Origin of the sequence: Simiduia curdlanivorans, assembly GCF_030409605.1 — a bacterium.
GTDB classification, from domain to species: Bacteria; Pseudomonadota; Gammaproteobacteria; order Pseudomonadales; family Cellvibrionaceae; genus Simiduia; species Simiduia curdlanivorans.
This window is the reverse complement of the sequence record NZ_JAUFQG010000004.1, coordinates 860,575-880,008: the sequence shown is the minus strand read 5'-3', so window position 1 is coordinate 880,008 and position 19,434 is coordinate 860,575. Positions and strand designations below refer to the sequence as shown.

Here is a 19,434-nt window from a genome sequence, read left to right as displayed (position 1 = left end):
CGGGGCTGCACAAGCCCCAGTTAATAACTTTAACGAATCTGTTTGAGGCCCAATATGGCAGCCGGAAAAGAGATACGTACTCAAATTACGAGTATTAAAAGTACGCAGAAAATCACCTCGGCCATGGAAATGGTTGCGGCGAGTAAGATGCGGAAAGCACAAGAGCGCATGCAGCTTGGTAAGCCTTATGCTCAGCGTATACGCGCTGTAGTGGGGCACATTGCTAATGCAGCCCCGGAATATAAGCATTTGTATTTGCAGGAGCGCGAAGTAAAGCGCGTTGGTTACATTCTTGTATCCACTGACCGTGGCTTATGTGGTGGTTTGAACATCAATATGTTCAAAGGCGCCATAAAAGACATGAAGCAATGGGCGCAACAGGGTGTTGGTATCGATATTTGTGTTATCGGTGCAAAAGCTCAATCATTTTTTAAGAGCTACGGCGGTAATGTTGTTGCCTCTGTGCGCGATGTGGGCGAAAACCCCTCATTAGCCAGCTTAATTGGCACAGTGCAAACCATGTTAAATGCGTATGCCGAGTCAAAGATTGATCGTTTGTACTTGGTCGGTAACGACTTCGTTAACACAATGACACAAGTACCCTATGTGAATCAGTTGCTGCCGCTGTTGGCAGAGAAGACCGAAAAACTGTCACATGCGTGGGATTACTTGTACGAACCCGATGCGAAAGTATTGTTAGATGGTTTGTTGGATCGCTACATCGAATCTCAGGTCTATCAGGCCGTTGTAGAGAACGGTGCTTGTGAGCAGGCGGCGCGTATGTTGGCAATGAAGAACGCCACTGATAACGCCGGTGATCTGATTAAAGATCTGCAGTTGGTATACAACAAAGCACGACAAGCAGCGATTACCCAAGAACTGTCTGAGATTGTAAGCGGCGCGGCAGCGGTTTAAACGCAGCAGCAGCTAAAAAGTTTTGAAATTTAGGTTTTTAAGAGGAACCGGAAATGAGTAGCGGACGCATTGTACAAATCATCGGTGCCGTTATTGACGTGGAATTTCCGCGTGATTCCGTACCCCAGGTTTACGATGCGCTTTTAGTGACAGACAAAGGTCTGACGCTTGAAGTGCAACAACAGCTGGGTGACGGTGTGGTACGCGCGATTGCCATGGGCTCTTCAGAAGGTTTGAGCCGTGGATTAAGCGTAAATAACACCAACGCACCTGTATCTGTACCCGTGGGCAAAGAAACCCTGGGTCGCATCATGGATGTTTTAGGTAACCCAATCGACGAAGCCGGTCCTATTGGCGAACAGGCTCGCATGCCTATTCACCGTAAAGCGCCAGCTTATGATGAGTTATCACCTTCTTCCGATTTGCTGGAAACCGGCATCAAGGTAATTGACCTTGTATGTCCTTTCGCCAAGGGCGGTAAAGTAGGTTTGTTCGGTGGTGCCGGTGTAGGCAAAACCGTAAACATGATGGAATTGATCAACAACATCGCCAAGGCGCACAGCGGTTTATCCGTATTCGCCGGTGTAGGTGAGCGCACCCGTGAAGGGAACGACTTCTACCATGAAATGAAAGAGTCCAATGTATTGGACAAAGTGGCAATGGTTTACGGCCAGATGAACGAGCCACCGGGTAACCGCTTGCGCGTTGCGTTGACTGGCTTGACCATGGCGGAAAAATTCCGTGACGAAGGTAAAGACGTACTGTTGTTCGTAGACAACATCTACCGCTACACCTTGGCCGGTACCGAAGTATCTGCACTGTTAGGTCGTATGCCTTCTGCGGTGGGCTACCAGCCAACCTTGGCTGAAGAGATGGGTGTTTTACAGGAGCGTATTACCTCTACCAAAACCGGTTCAATCACCTCAATCCAAGCGGTATACGTACCAGCTGATGACTTGACTGACCCCTCGCCCGCCACCACCTTTGCGCACTTGGATTCAACCGTTGTATTGAGCCGCGATATCGCCGCTAAGGGTATCTACCCTGCGATCGATCCATTGGACTCAAGCTCGCGTCAGTTAGATCCACTGATCATCGGTGCCGAGCACTACGACACAGCCCGTGGTGTGCAAACTGTTCTTCAGCGCTACAAAGAACTGAAAGACATTATTGCCATTTTGGGTATGGACGAGCTGTCTGAGGAAGATAAGCAGACCGTTTACCGTGCGCGTAAAATCGAGCGCTTCCTGTCTCAGCCTTTCCATGTGGCCGAAGTTTTCACCGGTGCACCTGGCAAGTACGTGACTTTAAAAGACACCATTGCAGGCTTTAAAGGTTTGTTAGCGGGTGATTACGACGGTATGCCTGAGCAGGCGTTCTACATGGTTGGCTCTATCGACGAAGCGGTCGAAAAAGCTGCGAAAATGAAGAAATAATAGCCGTCAAATGAGGCAAGAGATATGGCCATGACAGTCCATTGCGACATCGTCAGTGCAGAAGAAGCTATCTTCTCTGGCTTGGTAGAGCTAGTAGTAGCGGCGGGAACCGAAGGTGATCTTGGTATTACCTACGGGCACGCGCCCTTACTCTGTAGCCTTAAGCCAGGCCCAGTTCGCGTCATAAAGCAGGGAGGGGTAGAGGAAGTTTACTATCTCTCTGGTGGCTACTTGGAGGTTCAACCCTATCATGTAACCGTGCTGGCAGATGCTGCGCTGCGTGCTGATGATCTGAATGAAGCTGCAGCGCTCGAAGCGCAGAAAGCTGCCCTTAAGGACCTCAATAACCACAACGGCGAAATAGACTTCTCCCGCGCGGCAATTGAGTTGGCCGAGGCATCTGCGCAACTTCGTACGCTGCAGGCGATTCGCAAAAAACTTAATAAGTAAGTTTGAGCGAAATGTTAGGTAAAAAAGGGTAGCATTAGCTGCCCTTTTTTTATTTGGGCAATAGGCATCTACAACGTGATTGCATCGCGTTAAGAGAGAAGGAAGCTCTCCCTGCTAGCTACCTAGATCACTTAGGTTCTTAATTTTGTTCCGCTGGGGCGTTCAGGGACGGCCGGGAACCCAACAGTAAAGAAATGACTATGTTAGACATCGTTGTCCTTGCCGCCGGCAAGGGAACTCGCATGAAATCGAGTAAACCCAAAGTCTTGCACCCAGTGGCTGGCAAACCTCTGTTGCAGCATGTTTTGGATACCAGCCAGGCATTGGGTGATAGCAACCTCATTGTGGTGGTAGGTCACGGCGCTGAACAGGTTAAGCAAACAGTGAGCGCACCTAAACTTAGTTTCGTAGAGCAAACTGAGCAGTTGGGTACGGGTCACGCTGTGTTGCAAACACTCGACCAATTGCGTGACGACGCCATCGTACTGATCCTCTATGGCGACGTACCGCTGATCGGTGAAGAGACGTTGAGCAATATGCTCACCAAAGTGAATCACTTTGAAATGGCGCTGCTAACCGTTGTACTGACAGACCCTTCGGGCTACGGCCGAATTCTTCGCAACCAAAAAAAGCACATAGTTGCTATCGTCGAACAGAAAGATGCCACACCGGCGCAGCTGCGCGTGCAGGAAGTGAATACCGGTGTGATGGCGGTAAAAGGCGCGCTATTAAAGCGCTGGTTACCAGAACTCTCCAACGACAATGCCCAAGGCGAATACTACCTAACCGATATAATCGCCCTAGCCTCGCGCGACGGTATATTGGTTAATGGTGTTCATCCCCTATCTGAGTTAGAGGTTTTGGGGGTCAACAATCGTCGCCAGCAAGCCGAGCTCGAGCGCTTTTACCAAAAAACCAATGCCGATAAGCTAATGGATGACGGCGTAACCTTGCTCGACCCCTATCGATTTGATGTGCGTGGCAAATTAACCTGTGGCACCGATGTGATAATTGATGTGAACTGCGTCTTCGAAGGCGAGGTGACGCTAGGTAGCGGTGTCTACATAGAGCCGAACTGCATCCTGCGCAATGTCAGTGTTGCTGACAACGTACACATCAAATCCAATAGCCATCTCGAGCAGACGACTATTGCATCGGGTTGCGAAATTGGCCCCTACGCACGACTCAGGCCCGGCACAGAATTGGCTGAAAACGCCAAGGTGGGTAATTTTGTTGAAACCAAAAAAACCAAGGTTGGTAAGGGTAGCAAGATAAACCACCTAAGTTACGTCGGCGATGCGGTGCTAGGTGAGGCGGTCAATATTGGCGCGGGCACAATTACCTGCAATTACGACGGCGTTAATAAATTTAAAACCCACATTGGCGATCGGGTTTTCATTGGCTCAAACAGTTCATTGGTGGCACCGGTAGAGATAGCGAATGATGCAACCGTTGGTGCCGGCTCTACGATTACAAAAAATATAGAGCAAGCAGAGCTTGCCATTGCTAGAGCAAAGCAACGCAATATAGAAGGTTGGCAAAAGCCAACAAAAAAATAAACAGTGGAAATGCGCTTAATAGCTTTTAAAAATTCAAACTGACAGGGAATTAATATGTGTGGAATTGTAGGTGCAGTTGCTAGTCGCAACGTGACCGCGATTTTAGTCGAGGGGCTCATGCGCCTTGAATACCGAGGCTATGATTCAGCGGGATTAGCTGTAATCGATACCGAAAACAACCTACAAATTAGAAAAGCGGTTGGCAAAGTTAAAGGATTGGTGGATAACTTAGATACCAATCCTGCGTCAGGTTCAGTAGGAATTGCGCACACACGCTGGGCGACCCATGGTAAACCGACTGAAAAAAATGCCCACCCTCACCAATCCAATGACATAGCCGTTGTTCATAATGGCATCATTGAAAACCACGCTGAGCTGCGCCAAGCTTTAAAAAACCAAGGTTATGTCTTTGTTTCAGAAACGGATACCGAAGTTATTGCGCATCAAATACACGCTTTAGTAAACAACGGCTTAAGTTTACTTGAAGCCACTCAGCAAGCTGTTGCCCTATTCGAAGGTGCCTATGCTATCGCCGTGGTAAACACGAAATTTCCAGATGAATTAATTGCCTGCCGCAGTGGTAGCCCGCTCGTTTTAGGATTGGGTATCGAAGAAAATTTTGTCGCATCCGATCAAATGGCGTTGCGCCAAGTAACCGATCGCTTTGTATTTTTAGAGGAAGGTGATTTTGTTCATTTAGAACGGAAAAAATTCTCTATTTTCAATGGCGATAAAGAGCTCGTAGAGCGCAAAGTAGTGCAGCTAACGGATAAAGCAGAGGCTGCATCTAAGGGCGAATATCGCCACTATATGTTAAAGGAAATTTTCGAACAGCCAGAAGTGTTAAAGCGAACGTTACAAGGTCGCATATCTAAACACCATGTGTTGGAAGAAGCCTTTGGTACCGAAGCAAAAGCTATTTTTGATCGCGTAAAAGGTGTTCAGATTGTTGCTTGTGGCACTAGTTACCACGCGGGATTAGTTGCTAAATATTGGATGGAATCAATCGCTAATATTCCCTGCCAAGTAGAGGTGGCTAGTGAATACCGCTATCGAAAAGTATTCGTACCAAAGGATACTTTATTCGTTACCATCTCTCAGTCCGGTGAAACGGCCGATACCTTAGCAGCGCTTAAAGAAGCGAAGAAGAGTGATTATCTCGCTAGTCTTGTTATTTGCAACGCGCCAAGTTCATCCCTTGTTCGCGAATCAGACTTGGTGTTCATGACCCACGCCGGTCCAGAAATCGGTGTTGCGTCAACCAAAGCGTTCACTACGCAGTTAGTCGCTTTGCAGCTGTTAACTATTGCACTTGGCCGCCGCCAAGGTCTATCAGAATCGGTTGAGTCCGACATGGTGTCGGCCTTGGCTTCGCTTCCGGAAGCAGTCAGTAAAGCGCTCTTGCTGGATGACGTCATTAAAAAAACCAGTGAAGCGTTTGCCGATAAACATCATGCTCTTTTCCTTGGCCGCGGTGTGGAATATCCCGTTGCCATGGAGGGAGCACTCAAGCTTAAGGAGATTTCCTACATTCATGCCGAATCCTACCCCGCGGGTGAGCTTAAACATGGCCCACTCGCGTTGGTGGATAGCGACATGCCCATAGTTGCCGTTGCGCCGAACAATGAACTGATGGAAAAGTTGAAATCGAATCTAGAGGAAGTTCAGGCGCGCGGCGGCAAGTTGTTTGTGTTCTCAGATCAAGCTGATGCCTTTCCTAACTCCGATGATGTCACTGTCATCGACGTTCATTCGGTACCTGAAACCATTGCGCCGATGGTATATACCATCCCATTGCAATTGCTCTCGTATCATGTGGCCATAGTAAAAGGTACAGATGTAGATCAGCCGAGAAACCTCGCGAAGTCTGTAACTGTTGAGTAGATAGGGTACAGGCCTTATACCACCAAAGCAGACCTAGTTTGTTTATTCGTGTTGGCTTAAGTACCGGCCCATCTACACTAAAACGTGTAAATGGGCCATTTAAGGTGTGATTCAGCAACATTTTTCAAGAAAAAGCCAATAATAACCATTTTAATGAATCGGGCTGAAGCCTAGCCACCATTTGTAAGCCTTATATTAGAAGTTGAAAAAGCGCTGTAAGTTGAGCTATCTTCGGTTATATAACCGAGAGTTGCACAGTAGCACCGGGTACAACGCCGAGTTTCAACAGCATGCACTCAATGGCTGAATAGGATTGGCGCCCAACCTATCGTCAAATGGCGTGAGGTTTGTTACCACACTACCTAAGTTCATTTGTGCAATTAGGTGGGATGCAAACGAGATAAGCCTCTTTCAGGTACTCGCGACCACGCCTGTTGAGACTGGAAGCGAGGGCGCTCTATAGCAAGAATTTCTTGAATAGATTGGAAACTTCTATAGGCGCCAGAGTTGTCCGTCGAATAACTAAACAGCGTGTAGGAACTTGATGATCTACACTACTAGGCTAAACCGAGTGAAAGGTAGCTGTTTTAGGCGTTATTGATAGCGCTGTGGTATTGGGGAATTATAAAAAACACCGAGGTGCTAATCCGCATGAGCCAGTTACTTGAAGAGTGGCGCTCACTAGCGCTGTGTAAATTGCTGTTCAAGTAGGTTGCTAAAGTCCAGCACAAGTGCAGTAGAACCCACGCGAAACCTTGAACCGCAGATGCGGCTGTTATTTGGAGAGCGCAAACCTAATGCGTCACATACTATATATTATCGCTACAACATCATTGTTCTGGATACTAAACTCCGGCCATTACGACATGCTAATGTTGATCCTAGGGGCAGTTTCGGTCGCGTTCGTTGCTTTTCTGGCGCACAGAATGGATGTTGTTGATCATGAATCCCATTCCATTAGGCTATCTTTTAAACTTCCTAAATACCTAATTTGGTTGGCTAAAGAAATAGTAATTTCCAACTTAACGGTCGTAAAGCATATATGGCTTGGGCCTTCTACCATCTCGCCTACACTAAAGACTATCCGGGTAAGCCAAACTACCAGTTTAGGTAAAGTTATATACGCAAACTCCATTACCACAACCCCTGGTACTGTTACAGTCGATTTGAAAGATGATCGATTTTTAGTGCATTCACTACTTGAAGGCAATATTAAAACGTTAATGGAAGGCAAAATGGACCGTAAAGTTAGCCAATTGGAGCGCGAATGATAGCCGCCGCCACCATCGCTATTCTAGTTGTCATGATTTTAGCAATCGGTCGAGCGATTGTAGGGCCGACACTCTATGACCGAATTTTGGCAGTAAATATGTTTGGTACTAAAACCGTCCTATTTATTGCGCTACTTGGATTTGTTATGGGGCGTCCAGAATTCTTAGATATCGCCATTGTTTATGCGTTGATCAATTTCATTAGTGTGGTTGGCTTATTGCATTTTAGCGAAGCCGTACAAACTGATTCAATTGACGAGGAGTACTGATGGACCAGGTAATGGATATCCTTAGCGGATGTTTCCTTTTAGTCGGTATCCTATTTTTGGTATCTGGCGCTGTGGGTGTTTTACGATTCCCGGATTTCTTTACCAGAATGCACGCGGCTAGTGTCACAGACACCTTAGCGGCTGGGTCCATTTTAATTGGGTTAATGCTCCAAAGCCCGAATGGCATGGTGGTTGTAAAATTGATTATGATTTTAATGATGATGTTGTTTATCAACCCATCAGCGAGTCACGCGTTAGCGAAAGCAGCAGTATATAGTGGGCTTAGGCCTCTTATTGACAAAAAAGAGAATAAATAAGTGGGCGCTTTAGCTGTAGGTTCCATTGTTGACGTCGTTCTACTGTCGTTTCTTGTAATTGTTGCGCTTGCCATAGTGCAAATGAAGGATCTGCTTGCTGTCATTATGTTAACAGGCATCTACGGCCTTCTTTCAGCCAGCTTTTTTGTCACCATGGATGCCGTTGATGTGGCATTCACGGAAGCGTCAGTGGGTGCTGGTATAGCTACTTTGTTAATGTTGATCACAATAACAATGACAGGTAGAGCTGAAAGTCCCCAGCGACACAAACCTCTATTGGCATTGTTTGTTGTGTCAGTTACAGGTTGTCTATTGATCTACGGCACTTTAGATATGCCTTATTTCGGCAGTGCTGATGCGCCCATTCACCATCACGTTGCACCACGTTACATTCAAGACTCCATGCAGGAAGTGGGTGTTATAAACATCGTTACTTCTGTGTTGGCCAGTTATAGGGGGTTTGATACTTTTGGTGAAGCGATTGTCATTTTCACGGCTGGAATTGCTGTTATTTCCCTACTCTCAGTCGTTTACTGCAAAGAGACCTTGAAAGAGTTTGAAAGAGTTAATCGCTCTTTACATGATCAGCATCTCATATTGCGCGTTGCCATAAAAATTCTCATTCCGTTTATTTTGCTGTTTGCTCTCTATGTTCAATTTCATGGAGATTACGGCCCGGGTGGTGGCTTTCAAGCGGGTGTTATTTTCTCTGCAGGCATAATACTTTACTCAATGCTTTTTGGTTTGAGTGCAGCACGAAGAATTATTAGCCACTCCATTATAAAAATTACCGCAGCACTCGGCGTTCTTTTGTATGGCAGTGTCGGTATTGTTTCTTTTATAAAAGGCGGAAATTTCTTAGATTATAGCGTATTGGCAACCAACCCTATCGCCGGTCAGCACCTGGGTATTCTGCTTATTGAATTTGGTGTTGGGTGTACAGTGGCTTCGGTAATGCTAATTATCTTTTATAATTTTGCAGATCGCTCCGAGCTTGGACAAAACAAAGAAAAAGGCAGTGTCTAAATGCTATTAGGGTTATATAACTACTGGATTGTAGTGGTATTGATGATGATTGGGTTTTATATTGTCATTGCCCACGGAAACTTAATAAAAAAAATTGTCGGCCTTACTATTTTTCAAACATCGGTATTTATTTTTTACATCAGCATGGCGAAAATTGATGGTGGTACCGCACCGATAGTGGCCGAAGGCATAGAGATTTATTCGAACCCCCTTCCACATGTTCTAATTCTTACTGCGATTGTTGTTGGTATAGCAACCACTGCTTTAGGTCTTTCTTTGACCGTTAGAATCAAAGAAACCTATGGCAGCATCGAAGAAGCAGAAATTCAAAAGGTCGATAATCAAGCGTGCTAAATCATCTCCCCATACTCCAAGTTATTATACCGCTGCTTGCGGCACCGCTTTGCCTTTTCATTAGGCATACTAAAGTGGTATGGCTGTTTAGCCTTATTGCAAGCGCCATCGCTTTTCTAATTAGCGTTCAGTTATTACAACAGGTGCTAACAAGCGGTGTGATTTCGTATTACCTTGGTGGTTGGCAGCCGCCTTGGGGTATCGAATATCGAATAGATCTGCTCAATGCATACCTACTGTTAATCATTTCTGCGATCAGTACAGTTGTGCTTCTTGCCGCACAAACGAGTATTGAAACAGAAATTCCAAAAGACAAACAAACACTCTTTTATATCCTTTATCTTCTATCACTGACCGGCATGTTGGGTATCGTCGCTACAGGTGATGCTTTTAATGTGTTTGTGTTTTTGGAAATATCGTCCTTATCGGCCTATGCACTCATTGCATTGGGCAAAGATAGGCGTGCACTCTGGGCTGCCTATCAATATCTGATAATGGGGACTATAGGAGCGACGTTTATATTAATTGGCATTGGCCTTATGTACCAAATGACTGGCACGCTCAACATGAGTGATCTTGCCGCCCATTTGCCGGAGGTAGAGCAAACAAGAACAGTATTTACCGCCTTTGCTTTCATTATTGTTGGGATCTGCCTTAAGTTGGCACTCTTTCCACTGCACCTCTGGTTACCCAACGCCTATGCTTACGCGCCCTCGATAGTAACCGCTTTTTTTGCCGCAACGGCAACGAAAGTGGCGATCTATTTGTTAATTCGCTTCACCTATTCCATCTTTGGGCTGTCATTTTCTTTTACCACCCTGCCCTTACAAACACTCTTCGTCGCGCTGGGGCTACTCGGCATTTTCGTGGCTTCCACTAGGGCAATCTACCAGCAGAATGTGAAACACATCTTCGCTTACTCGAGCGTGGCACAAATCGGCTACATGATTGTTGGCTACAGCGTCAGCACAGCGGCAGGCTTAACGGCTACCTTGTTGCATTTGTTCAATCACGCGCTCATGAAAGGAGCGCTGTTTTTAGCTTTAGGTGCCGTAATTTATCGTATTGGCAGCGTGCAGCTCAGCCAGTTTCAGGGACTTGGGAAGCAAATGCCACTGACTATGGCTGCTATCGCTGTGGGCGGTTTAAGTTTAATCGGTGTGCCGCTCACGGTTGGCTTTATCAGCAAATGGTACCTAGTTGTCGCCTTGCTTGAAAAAGGCTGGTGGCCCGTAGCCGTGCTTGTATTGCTAGGTTCTTTGCTGGCCATTATCTATGTCTGGCGCATTATTGAAGCGGCGTATTTTAAGCAACCCCTAGATACCAACAGTCATGTTAAAGAAGCCCCTTTAGGTTTACTTATACCCGTATGGATATTGGTACTCGCAAATATCTACTTTGGTATAGATACCCGGGTTAGCGTTGACGTGGCGCAATCCGCTGCTCAAAGTCTATTTGGTTCAGGGCTATGAATATGTCTTTGACGTTGATGTTACAGCTGACCATTCTTCTCCCATTGATAGCTATTGCGGGCATTGTAGCTGCTGGGGCAAAGCCAAACTTACGAGAAGCAGTCACCTTTGTTGCAACCGCGTTGGTACTTTTTTGCGTGGTGAATTTGTATCAAGGCGTGCTCAACGGCGAAGTCATAGAGGTCCATTGGTGGGAAGTTATTCCCGGACTGTCCCTTAGCTTCTCCATTGAACCGCTAGGTATGCTCTTCGCGCTCATTGCAGGGATTCTTTGGCCAGTGACGACTCTTTATGCCATTGGTTATATGCGTAGCCATGAAGAAGAAAACCAAACACGTTTTTATGCTTGTTTTGCGATAGCTATTAGTGCCGTAATGGGCATTGCGTTTGCTGAAAATTTGTTCACCCTGTTTATTTTCTATGAAGTATTAACCTTATCCACCTACCCACTGGTTACCCACGCCGGTACCGAAAAGGCAAAGAAAGGCGGAAGAATCTATTTAGGAATACTCCTAAGTACCTCAGTTCTTTTCTTTTTACTCGCGATCATCAGTACAGGCTATATAGCAGGGTCGTTAGATTTTTCTGCCGGCGGAATATTTCCCGCCGATGTAGATAAAACCTTAGCCGGAGTGCTTTTAGTACTCTTTATACTGGGTATAGGTAAAGCAGCAATAATGCCTTTTCATCGATGGCTGCCTGCCGCAATGGTGGCGCCTACGCCAGTGAGTGCGCTTTTGCACGCTGTTGCGGTGGTAAAGGCTGGCGTTTTTACCGTATTAAAAGTTTGTGTTTTTATATTCGGCATAGATTTGCTAGCGGAATTGCCAAGTACACAATTTTTACTGTATTTGGCGGGATTTTCTGTGCTTTTCGCATCGCTCATTGCTATGCGTCAAGATAACCTAAAGGCTCGACTTGCCTACTCAACGGTGAGCCAGTTGGGTTACATCACCATTGGCGCCTTACTTGCCAATGCATCAGGTATTATTGGCAGTGCGATGCATATTGGCACCCATGCCTTTGGCAAAATTACCTTGTTCTTTTGTGCTGGCGCGATTCTAGTAGCGGCGCATAAATCCAATATCAGCGATATGCGAGGACTTGGCAAAAAAATGCCCATCACCATGGCAGCCTTCTTTATAGCAAGTTTAAGTATCATAGGTGTGCCGCCCACCGGCGGTACATGGAGTAAATGGTATTTAGTGATGGGTACCTTAGAAGCTGAGCAACTTATATTAATGTCGATTTTAATGCTAAGTTCGCTGCTCAATATCGCCTATTTGTTGCCCATACCACTGCGCGCCTTTTTCTCGAATAACGGTGCCTCATCCCCTGATGAAACTGTTCATGAAGCACCCCTGCCATCTTTGATTGCCATTTGCTTTACCACAACCATATGCCTAGTTATGTTTATTTACCCGCAACCACTATATGAATTGGCTTTAGCCGTCCTAGACGCTTCAGGAGCCGCATATGCACAATAGTAATGAACATGCAGATGAAAAAGCCTTAGCCCCAAAGGGCATATTCGATGACCCGAAGAATGTAAAACGTATTCTCTACCTATTGTATGGGTGTTGTGGAATATTGTTTTTGCTTGATTTCGTTATTCACCGCCATGTGCTTCATAGCTGGGAGAATCTCTGGGGCTTTTATCCTATCTACGGATTTATCGGCTGCGTCATTCTCGTCATAGTCGCTACTTGGATGCGCACTTTTCTCATGCGATCAGAGGACTACTATGGCGATGTTGAAGGGACGGATAAGGATGAATAGTCAGGCCTTACTAATGTGCAATCGCTACATATCGACTCACTCGTTCATGGGAGTATGTTATGTGGATGCTTGAAATTCCGCCGTTTGTTCCTTTCTATATTGGAGCTTTATTAGCCCTAGTAACCCAGGGGAAAGTGCGTGGCACTATATTGGTTTTAATTCCGGTATTGAGTGCGATACATCTTTGGATGGTGCCCGAAGGTGTGCACCTACAAACCAGCTTTCTCCAGTACCAGTTAATACCTTACCGAGCAGATAAATTGAGCATAATGTTCGGCTATGTATTTCACATAGCGGCATTTATCGCCATTATCTATTCCTTACATGTTAAAGATAAAGTTCAGCAAGTGGCCGGAATGCTGTACGCAGGCAGCGGCATAGGAGCGGTATTTGCTGGCGACTTATTAACACTGTTTGTATTCTGGGAGCTGCTAGCTTTCACTTCCGTATTTCTAGTCTGGGCCCGCCGAACAGAGCGATCCTATCAGGCTGGTATACGTTACCTAATTGTTCAGGTGCTTTCGGGCGTGTTGTTGCTCGCTGGTGCCTTGTTCTACATGCACGAAAATCAAACCATTGGTTTTGACTTTATTGGTTTGGAAGGCATCGCGGGTTGGCTGATATTTATTGCTTTTGGAATTAAATGCGCATTTCCTTTTGCACATAATTGGCTTACCGATGCCTATCCGGAAGCCACCGTAACTGGCACAGTATTTCTAAGCGCTTTTACAACTAAGGTTGCCGTTTACGCATTAGCACGAGGCTACCCTGGCACGGAGCTACTGGTCTATATTGGCGCCGCTATGGCGTGTTTCCCAATTTTCTTTGCCGTTATTGAAAATGATCTGCGAAGAGTTTTGGCTTACAGCCTGATAAACCAAGTTGGGTTTATGGTTGTCGGTGTGGGTATCGGAACCGCGCTGGCTATCAATGGTGCGGTTTCTCACGCCTTTAACGATGTGATTTTTAAAGGCTTGTTGTTTATGTCTATGGGTGCCGTGTTGCACATGACGGGCCGAATAAACGGCTCCGATCTTGGCGGCCTTTATAAAACCATGCCAAAAACTACCATTCTGTGTATTGTTGGTGCTGCCTCTATTTCGGCCTTCCCGCTGTTTAGCGGTTTTGTTAGCAAATCTATGGTTATGACGGCAGCAATGGAAAATGGCTACGGCTGGATATGGCTAATGTTGTTGTTTGCCTCTGCTGGTGTATTTCACCATGCTGGTATTAAAATTCCATACTTTGCATTCTTCGCCCATGACTCAGGTTTGCGTGCAAGTGATCCGCCGTTGAATATGGTGGTGGCTATGACGATTGCAGCAACATTGTGTATTGGGATTGGTGTTTATCCAGCAGCATTGTACTCGTTGCTGCCTTATGACACGGGTTATAACCCTTATGATGCTACCCACGTGTTGGCACAAACACAGCTGCTGTTTTTCTCAGCGCTAGCATTTGTTTGGCTTAATCTTAAGGGTCTCTATCCGCCAGAGCTTCGCTCAACGAATTTAGATGTTGATTGGTTCTACCGTCGATTTTTCCCGAAAATGTTACAAAGAATGTTTGGTGTAATTTGGAAAGTAGACCAAATGTTGCGAAGCTTTTTCCTCGCAAAAATTGATATTTTCTTAGCCTACCTATCGGTGAGAAATAGTCGATTTAGTGGCCTGCTGTCTCAGAGCTACCCAGCCGGAAGTATGGTGTTATGGGTGGCGGTGATCCTAGCGACTTATTTGTTTTTGAGCTTCTATCATTAGGAGAAGCACGGAGTATGAATACATGCTCCGTGCTTTTAGCTAGCCAAATTAGAATACCCGCACTAAAATTTACTTGTTCTTAGCACTAATCCAAAAAACCAGTTACATTTTTCTGATTCATTATTTTTCAAGGTACGAATGAAAAAAGGTAAGTTGGTTTTGACTTTACTCCTCTTCGCATCCTATTTCAGCTACGCAGAGTCTGTAATACATATCGTTGCCTATGATATAGAAGGCTTACACCAGACCGATAAAAAGGGAAAATATGATAGGGTGTTAGCCGAGGTCTTGCCTTCAGAGTTTGACTATAAAATTCAAGTTGCACCGCCTAAACGGGCGCTACGCATATTTGAACAGTGTTCCGCTTGCTGCCTTAGCCCCATGAACGACAATCCAGAATTCTACGACTACGCCGAAACGCTTGGCGCAATACAGTTGCCTGCGTACAACTCAGCGGTTGCCTATATCTTTTCACAAAAAGATAAAATGCCGATCAAAGATATAGAAGCACTAGCGGGTAAGACCATTGCGCTGCAAGCGGGCATGTCTTTTGGTAAGAGTTTTATTAAACGCACTAAGGCATTGAAAATCGCGACGGTGCAGGTATCAGACTTTGATAGCCTATTTAAGATGCTGGAACTTAATAGAGTTGACGCAGTAGCAGCTTACACTCCAGATGCCCTACTTTACTTCAATAATAGAAACCTAACTCCCTTCACCTACGCCAAAGAACATCCGATTGTCATTCATGAAGATGCCTTACTTTGTAAAAACGTATCGCCAGAATTTATGAATAAATATCGGCGTAACATGGCGAGTTTTTCTGAATCTGAGAAGTTCAAAGAAATACTTGAGAAAGTTTCTGATTGAATGTTAATCAATGGGTGCTTTCTCAGAGTAGGGTAAGAAAAAGCATATTTAGGTATTGTTTATGTGGGGCTGACCATAAATGTCAAATGTAAGGCCTGATCCCGACGTTTGTACCTATATTTAGCAATAGGGCTTGGCCTTCAAGGATTTTACCGCTCCATCAGTGCTGTCCTGCACAGAGTCGCTCGCGCGCCATCCTTGGCGCTTGTAAAATCCTTAAAGGCCAATCCTCCGAATTACAGTGGTAGCTGCGAGTGATTTGGAAAAGCCTAGGTCTGTTGGGTCGTAACAAAAAGCTAATTCACGCCGACCCTTTAACCATGTCAAAAGTAAAGTGTGGGTAGGAAATATGAATATCACGCCAAAAATATTTGCTATCATTTTTTCATTTCTACCCTTGATGGCTTGTGCAGAAAATAAAACCCAAGAATTCAATCCACAATTGAGTATTGATGTCGAATCAAAAATCTATTTTAGAGCGTGGAATTCAAAAGGGCTCGGCGACGTTAAATCGACACAAAAAATTGGCGTTCTATATACAGAAGGCTTAATTGGTAGCGTTGGAATATTGCGAATAAGTCCCGATGGGGCAGGGTTTGTGCTAGAAGAGTATGTGCCAGACAACGCTCTTTCACCGGATGTATGGACTTACTCCAATGGCAAGGTCGAAAAAGTGCTAACCAAACAACCCGCCAATCTATTGATGATCTTGGAATTGGTGCCGGGATCGGAAGGTGGTCAACGAATTGAGAAGTTTCGTTTAAATTAGTAAGAAAAACGAAAGAAGCCTTTCCAATAGAAGGTCGTTAATTTCACCTTGAACAGGTAAAAAACTTAGTAGTTTGTACAATGAGGCTAACGCTAATAAACGTAGTATTATCTAAGGGCAGGTGTCAACTAAAGCTATTGCAAAGAGTCAAAGAGTTTCACATGTCCATAAACCAAAAGTTTCTCTTTTTTTCCTTACGTCAATTGGGAAAAGAGAATTAATACCGCCTCTATAGCGCTTTAATAACTCTCGCTCTTCATCTTTCAATGAAAATCGATCAATAATGTCGCCTACAGGCCCAACTTCGCATCCAATCCATCGACGCTTCTTTAATTCGGCCGCCATATAAGTTGTCCCAGAACCTCCAAAAGGGTCAAGAATTAGATCGCCTTCATCACTGGCCATTTCAATGATTCGATCTAGCAACTTTAACGATAGTTCGTTTGAGCCAATTCTACGTTTATGCTTTGCATGTCGTACAGGCGGGATATCTAACCAAACATCAGTAAGGCTAATTCCATTTGGATTCATTTTGTTTTTATACCCGCCGTAGTTTTTGAGTTCAGAGACGCACTTAGGACAAGTTTGCATAGGAAGCCTGTCTGGATGAAAAACTTTAGGTTTATCACCTTTAACAAAATAAAGCAGGGAGTAATGTGATGGGTAAAGCCTACCTTGTATTGGTAGGCTGTATTTTATATCAACACCTATCCAATTTCGGAAATTTAAGTAGTTGCCAATATAATTGGACAGAATTGTATTCCATTTTGGCAGATTCCAGATAAACAGTGCACCACCAGGAGCAAGTACTCGGATGCACTCATATAGCCACTGCTCCGACCATTGAATATATTTTTCAGCTTTAATTTGATCGTCAATTTTAGACGGATAAAGCTTGTTCAGGTTAAACGGGGGATCGGCAAAAACCAGGTCAATGGAATCACTTTCAATAGTTTGTAGGAAATCTAAACAATCTGCTTGATACAGTTTCCCTAAACGAGTTTTAAATTTAGCCTGTAGTTTTCTACTTTCCTTCTGCAGTGGTGTTTTTGACTTATCTAAAATATCAGAGAGTTGATCTATATTATTTTGTAATAGATGAGCAATCTCGGCGTCTAACCTACCCATTCTTATTTTTAATTCAATATTTGTGATATTTAATATGGAGACGATTTTAGTTAAATCCTGACCAGACGGGACAAGATTAAAATCGTTGTAGTACTTTAGTCTTTCTATGGGTATGAAAGACTTCTTAGAAAAGAAAGCCAAGTCCTTCTTAGTATTAATCCCAATAGCGCTGAAAAATTGGTTTGAATAGCCCATGCGTCCCCCCACTTTAAGTCGTAAATAATAACATTAAATCAACGCTGTAGACTATAGTCCGTCGACCATTGTCTTCGAAAAGCTGAGAATCGCGATCGAGGTGGTGATATGAAATTAGAGGAGGCCTTCGGTTTAGTCCTTAAGCGAGCCAGGTCGGAAATGGCAATTAGCCAAGAGTTTTTAGCCTTGAATTCTGGGTTAGATAGAACGTTTATCTCTCTTTTAGAGCGAGGGCAGAGACAGCCTTCACTCTCATCCATCGTGTCGTTATCGACATCGTTAGATATCTCGCCGCAGGAATTAGTTAAGCAAACAATGGAGTGTTTTAATGAAAATAATTCGTCGAGAAGTGTTAATAAATAAAGGTAGTTTCCCTGCAAAGGAAAAATACCTAGCTCAAATTGATGAGGCTATAAGCAAAGTCGTTTGGCCCCTTGGGAGAAATAATTTTACAATAAATCCTGTGCCAAAGGGAAATGGCGTCAAAATAATTAAAGATGCTTGTATGCAACATCTTGAGTTAAATGGGTGGAAGCTCGAAGAGCGGTTGCAAATATTAACTGACGCCAAGCCGGGACCATTAGATGCTGTTAAACCGATAGGAAACAGCCAGTTCTTAGCTTTGGAATGGGAGACTGGAAATATATCATCCTCACATAGAGCCTTAAATAAAATGGCGTGCGGGATGTTGGAAAACAAACTGGTTGGAGGGGTTCTTGTTTTGCCGTCGAGGCCTTTTTATACCTATCTAACGGATAGAGTAGGTAATTTTCAGGAGTTGAGTCCCTATTTCACCATGTATAAAAATCTCAATTTATTGCAAGGTTATCTGGCTGTTTACGAAATTGAGCACGATAATTTAGATTCTTCTGTGCCGCTCATCCCTAAGGGAACTGATGGAATGGCGAAATTTAGTAAATAATATATGGATCAAAAATGGCCGCTGTTAGTTGGTCATTTTTGACTAATTTAAAAAAGATATTCCTATCCCTGCACTCGCAACTTCCGCAACCCCTGCTTCAATCGAAACAAATGATCGTGCAGCTTCGGCCCTTTATGCTGCGCCACGCCAATGGCCAATACATCAATCACCACTAAATGCGCGATGCGCGATGACAGGGGCGTGTAGATTTCAATGTCCTCTTCAACATCTACTTCAATGGCGATGCTGGCCTTTTGAATGACCGGGGAACTGGAGGGTGCTATGGCGATGACGATACCGCCGACACTTCTGACTACTTCAATAGCATTGATTAACGCTTCCGTGCGGCCCGATTGTGAAATGGCGACCACGACATCGCCAGGTTGCATGCTCATGGCGCTCATGTGTTGGATGTGGTGATCTGAGTAGGCAGCGGTGGCGAGTTGTAGGCGGAAAAATTTGTGTTGGGCGTCGGCCGCTACCGCACCGCTGGCGCCGAAACCGAAGAACTCCACGCGGTTGGCTTTGCACAGTGCGCTGACGGCGCGATCCATCACCTCTGGGTTGAGCGAGTCTCGCACTTTTAATAGCGTGTCGACGGTGGAGTCAAACACCTTGTGGCTGTAATCGGCGACGGAATCTTCATCGGTGACGGCTATTTGGCCGAAGCTGGGGCTGGAGGCTAGCTGTTGGGCCAGATTGAGTTTGAAGTCTTGAAAGCCCTCGCAGCCGATGGCGCGGCAGAAGCGTACCACCGTAGGTTCGCTCACCTCGGCTTTTTTTGCCAAGTCGACAATGCGCATGTGTATGATGTCGGCGGGGTTGGTCAATACGAATTCGGCGACTTTGCGTTCTGATTTGCGCATCGTTAAAATGGCGTCGCTGATTCTTTGCGTCATTAGCGCGGGTTTCAAGGCCTTCTCCCTATAAAGTACAGTTAAAAACCGGTATTTGCGTCGATCTTCCCAGAGCCATCCGTTTGTGCTCGGTTTAGATCGTTATTTTATTCAAATATGTAGTAAAAACGCTATGTTTTTGTAGTTTTCCTACATACAGCT

20 protein-coding genes are annotated in these 19,434 nt (G+C 45.0%); 18 read left to right on the top strand and 2 right to left on the bottom strand.

What is annotated here, in order from left to right:
- Nucleotides 1-54 precede the first annotated feature (54 nt).
- The 16 genes from atpG (at nt 55) to QWY82_RS04015 (ending at nt 16,131) form a co-directional block, all read left to right on the top strand.
- On the top strand, nt 55-915 hold the full coding sequence (gene atpG / locus QWY82_RS04090; protein WP_290260167.1) for a F0F1 ATP synthase subunit gamma: 861 nt from the start codon (nt 55-57) through the stop codon (nt 913-915).
- Nucleotides 916-968: 53 nt separating this feature from the next.
- On the top strand, nt 969-2,351 hold the full coding sequence (atpD, locus tag QWY82_RS04085) for a F0F1 ATP synthase subunit beta (protein ID WP_290260165.1): 1,383 nt from the start codon (nt 969-971) through the stop codon (nt 2,349-2,351).
- A 24-nt stretch (nt 2,352-2,375) separates the two neighbouring features.
- A complete protein-coding gene (locus tag QWY82_RS04080; protein WP_290260164.1) occupies nt 2,376-2,801 on the top strand; it encodes a F0F1 ATP synthase subunit epsilon in 426 nt (141 codons plus the stop codon).
- A 200-nt stretch (nt 2,802-3,001) separates the two neighbouring features.
- Nucleotides 3,002-4,360 carry a bifunctional UDP-N-acetylglucosamine diphosphorylase/glucosamine-1-phosphate N-acetyltransferase GlmU gene (glmU, locus tag QWY82_RS04075; protein WP_290260161.1) on the top strand — a complete coding sequence of 453 codons (1,359 nt, stop codon included), beginning with the start codon at nt 3,002-3,004 and terminating at the stop codon, nt 4,358-4,360.
- 54 nt (nt 4,361-4,414) lie between these two features.
- Nucleotides 4,415-6,244: a glutamine--fructose-6-phosphate transaminase (isomerizing) gene (glmS, locus tag QWY82_RS04070; RefSeq protein WP_290260159.1), complete on the top strand. Its 1,830-nt coding sequence runs from the start codon at nt 4,415-4,417 to the stop codon at nt 6,242-6,244.
- 797 nt (nt 6,245-7,041) lie between these two features.
- Nucleotides 7,042-7,515 carry a Na+/H+ antiporter subunit E gene (locus QWY82_RS04065; protein ID WP_290260157.1) on the top strand — a complete coding sequence of 158 codons (474 nt, stop codon included), beginning with the start codon at nt 7,042-7,044 and terminating at the stop codon, nt 7,513-7,515.
- Entirely contained in the window at nt 7,512-7,784 is a 273-nt protein-coding gene (locus QWY82_RS04060) for an MrpF/PhaF family protein (RefSeq protein ID WP_290260156.1), read from the top strand. Before QWY82_RS04065 ends, QWY82_RS04060 begins: the two co-directional genes overlap by 4 nt.
- A complete protein-coding gene (gene mnhG, locus QWY82_RS04055; RefSeq protein ID WP_290260154.1) occupies nt 7,784-8,101 on the top strand; it encodes a monovalent cation/H(+) antiporter subunit G in 318 nt (105 codons plus the stop codon). The genes QWY82_RS04060 and mnhG overlap by 1 nt, the downstream gene beginning before the upstream one ends.
- The gene (locus QWY82_RS04050) at nt 8,102-9,127 is read left to right on the top strand and encodes a Na(+)/H(+) antiporter subunit B (RefSeq protein ID WP_290260152.1); all 1,026 of its coding nucleotides are present in this window, start codon (nt 8,102-8,104) and stop codon (nt 9,125-9,127) included.
- Entirely contained in the window at nt 9,128-9,481 is a 354-nt protein-coding gene (locus QWY82_RS04045; RefSeq protein ID WP_290260151.1) for a cation:proton antiporter subunit C, read from the top strand. It begins immediately after the preceding gene.
- A 74-nt stretch (nt 9,482-9,555) separates the two neighbouring features.
- Entirely contained in the window at nt 9,556-10,953 is a 1,398-nt protein-coding gene (locus QWY82_RS04040; protein ID WP_290260149.1) for a monovalent cation/H+ antiporter subunit D family protein, read from the top strand.
- On the top strand, nt 10,950-12,440 hold the full coding sequence (locus QWY82_RS04035; protein ID WP_290260146.1) for a monovalent cation/H+ antiporter subunit D family protein: 1,491 nt from the start codon (nt 10,950-10,952) through the stop codon (nt 12,438-12,440). The genes QWY82_RS04040 and QWY82_RS04035 overlap by 4 nt, the downstream gene beginning before the upstream one ends.
- A complete protein-coding gene (locus QWY82_RS04030; RefSeq protein ID WP_290260144.1) occupies nt 12,430-12,732 on the top strand; it encodes a hypothetical protein in 303 nt (100 codons plus the stop codon). Before QWY82_RS04035 ends, QWY82_RS04030 begins: the two co-directional genes overlap by 11 nt.
- Nucleotides 12,733-12,791: 59 nt before the next feature.
- Complete coding sequence (locus QWY82_RS04025; RefSeq protein WP_290260142.1) at nt 12,792-14,492, top strand: Na(+)/H(+) antiporter subunit D; 1,701 nt, start codon at nt 12,792-12,794, stop codon at nt 14,490-14,492.
- 138 nt (nt 14,493-14,630) lie between these two features.
- Nucleotides 14,631-15,362, top strand: a complete 732-nt coding sequence (locus QWY82_RS04020) for a substrate-binding periplasmic protein (protein ID WP_290260140.1) — start codon at nt 14,631-14,633, stop codon at nt 15,360-15,362.
- Between the two features lie 349 nt (nt 15,363-15,711).
- Nucleotides 15,712-16,131 (top strand): hypothetical protein, encoded by a 420-nt coding sequence (locus tag QWY82_RS04015; RefSeq protein WP_290260138.1) that lies wholly within the window; start codon nt 15,712-15,714, stop codon nt 16,129-16,131.
- 147 nt (nt 16,132-16,278) lie between these two features.
- On the opposite strand, the gene QWY82_RS04010 is transcribed toward QWY82_RS04015, so the two are convergent.
- On the bottom strand, nt 16,279-17,454 hold the full coding sequence (locus QWY82_RS04010; protein ID WP_290260136.1) for a DNA methyltransferase: 1,176 nt from the start codon (nt 17,452-17,454) through the stop codon (nt 16,279-16,281).
- A gap of 108 nt (nt 17,455-17,562) precedes the next feature.
- On the opposite strand from QWY82_RS04010, the gene QWY82_RS19890 reads away from it, so the two are divergent.
- Together QWY82_RS19890 and QWY82_RS04005 are read left to right on the top strand one after the other, a co-directional pair.
- Complete coding sequence (locus QWY82_RS19890; RefSeq protein ID WP_353958674.1) at nt 17,563-17,817, top strand: helix-turn-helix domain-containing protein; 255 nt, start codon at nt 17,563-17,565, stop codon at nt 17,815-17,817.
- Nucleotides 17,783-18,376, top strand: coding sequence for a PDDEXK family nuclease (locus QWY82_RS04005; protein WP_290260135.1), 594 nt, complete (start codon nt 17,783-17,785; stop codon nt 18,374-18,376). Before QWY82_RS19890 ends, QWY82_RS04005 begins: the two co-directional genes overlap by 35 nt.
- 62 nt (nt 18,377-18,438) lie before the next feature.
- Here the strand turns inward: QWY82_RS04005 and hexR are convergent, their stop codons facing one another.
- Entirely contained in the window at nt 18,439-19,290 is an 852-nt protein-coding gene (hexR, locus tag QWY82_RS04000) for a transcriptional regulator HexR (protein ID WP_290260133.1), read from the bottom strand.
- Between the last annotated feature and the right edge of the window lie 144 nt (nt 19,291-19,434).

Excerpts from the sequence above, each read along its gene's own strand:
- atpG (WP_290260167.1), top strand. The coding sequence starts at position 55 with ATGGCAGCCGGAAAAGAGATACGTACTCAAATTACGAGTATTAAAAGT.
- atpD (WP_290260165.1), top strand. The coding sequence starts at position 969 with ATGAGTAGCGGACGCATTGTACAAATCATCGGTGCCGTTATTGACGTG.
- QWY82_RS04080 (WP_290260164.1), top strand. The coding sequence starts at position 2,376 with ATGGCCATGACAGTCCATTGCGACATCGTCAGTGCAGAAGAAGCTATC.
- glmU (WP_290260161.1), top strand. The coding sequence starts at position 3,002 with ATGTTAGACATCGTTGTCCTTGCCGCCGGCAAGGGAACTCGCATGAAA.
- glmS (WP_290260159.1), top strand. The coding sequence starts at position 4,415 with ATGTGTGGAATTGTAGGTGCAGTTGCTAGTCGCAACGTGACCGCGATT.
- QWY82_RS04065 (WP_290260157.1), top strand. The coding sequence starts at position 7,042 with ATGCGTCACATACTATATATTATCGCTACAACATCATTGTTCTGGATA.
- QWY82_RS04060 (WP_290260156.1), top strand. The coding sequence starts at position 7,512 with ATGATAGCCGCCGCCACCATCGCTATTCTAGTTGTCATGATTTTAGCA.
- mnhG (WP_290260154.1), top strand. The coding sequence starts at position 7,784 with ATGGACCAGGTAATGGATATCCTTAGCGGATGTTTCCTTTTAGTCGGT.
- QWY82_RS04045 (WP_290260151.1), top strand. The coding sequence starts at position 9,128 with ATGCTATTAGGGTTATATAACTACTGGATTGTAGTGGTATTGATGATG.
- QWY82_RS04035 (WP_290260146.1), top strand. The coding sequence starts at position 10,950 with ATGAATATGTCTTTGACGTTGATGTTACAGCTGACCATTCTTCTCCCA.
- QWY82_RS04030 (WP_290260144.1), top strand. The coding sequence starts at position 12,430 with ATGCACAATAGTAATGAACATGCAGATGAAAAAGCCTTAGCCCCAAAG.
- QWY82_RS04025 (WP_290260142.1), top strand. The coding sequence starts at position 12,792 with ATGTGGATGCTTGAAATTCCGCCGTTTGTTCCTTTCTATATTGGAGCT.
- QWY82_RS04020 (WP_290260140.1), top strand. The coding sequence starts at position 14,631 with ATGAAAAAAGGTAAGTTGGTTTTGACTTTACTCCTCTTCGCATCCTAT.
- QWY82_RS04015 (WP_290260138.1), top strand. The coding sequence starts at position 15,712 with ATGAATATCACGCCAAAAATATTTGCTATCATTTTTTCATTTCTACCC.
- QWY82_RS04010 (WP_290260136.1), bottom strand. The coding sequence starts at position 17,454 with ATGGGCTATTCAAACCAATTTTTCAGCGCTATTGGGATTAATACTAAG.
- QWY82_RS19890 (WP_353958674.1), top strand. The coding sequence starts at position 17,563 with ATGAAATTAGAGGAGGCCTTCGGTTTAGTCCTTAAGCGAGCCAGGTCG.
- QWY82_RS04005 (WP_290260135.1), top strand. The coding sequence starts at position 17,783 with ATGAAAATAATTCGTCGAGAAGTGTTAATAAATAAAGGTAGTTTCCCT.